This is a genomic window from Streptomyces atroolivaceus, from assembly GCF_000717025.1.
Lineage (GTDB): Bacteria > Actinomycetota > Actinomycetes > Streptomycetales > Streptomycetaceae > Streptomyces > Streptomyces atroolivaceus.
Genome location: NZ_JNXG01000058.1, coordinates 1 through 710 on the forward strand (window position 1 = coordinate 1; position 710 = coordinate 710).

Below are 710 nucleotides of genomic sequence, written 5' to 3' on the forward strand. Positions count from 1 at the left end.
GCAACGGAGACGACATCGCCTACCACAACGACGACCCGGTCGACACCTCCGGCTGGACCCAGACCCTCCTCTCCGCCGCACCCGGCCAGGTCACCTGCACGACGCCTGAGGACACGGTCGACCGCGATGACATCGGAGAGGTGAAGGCCGCCGGCCGCGACCTGATGAACAAGCACGACCGCGACTGGGCCACCACTGCGCAGTGGAACTGCCTCGACAGCCTCTGGACCCGTGAAAGCGGTTGGCGCTGGAACGCCCAGAACCCCACGTCTGCCGCTTACGGCATCCCCCAGGCCAACCCTGGATCAAAGATGGCCTCCGCCGGAGGTGACTGGCGGACCAACCCCCTCACCCAGATCCACTGGGGGCTCGACTACATCGACGACCGGTACGGCACGCCCTGCTCGGCCTGGAGCCACTCGCAGAGCACCGGCTGGTACTGAGGGCACTCGTGCCCCCGCGCCCGGCCGACTGGGCGCGCCGCGTCTTCGAACACCCATCGAACCCGTCAGCCCGGCGTCCGGGCTGCCCGCAAACATGCCCAAGACCAAGGAGCAGCACCGTGTTCACTTCCTCCAAGACGCTTCGCACCGCCGTCACCGCACTAGCCACAGGTGCCGTTTCGCTCAGTCTCCTGACCGCGAGTACCGGCACCGCCCAAGCCGCTGAGCAGGTGTGCACCGGCACCTCGTCGATCTACGGCATCCTCG

Annotated in this window: 1 protein-coding gene; it reads left to right on the forward strand. The window is 67.7% G+C overall.

The window, feature by feature from the left end; all coding sequences use genetic code 11:
- The coding region (locus tag OO67_RS39445; RefSeq protein WP_033305943.1) for an aggregation-promoting factor C-terminal-like domain-containing protein at positions 1-443 on the forward strand (443 nt) is incomplete at its 5' end.
- Positions 444-710 lie beyond the last annotated feature (267 nt).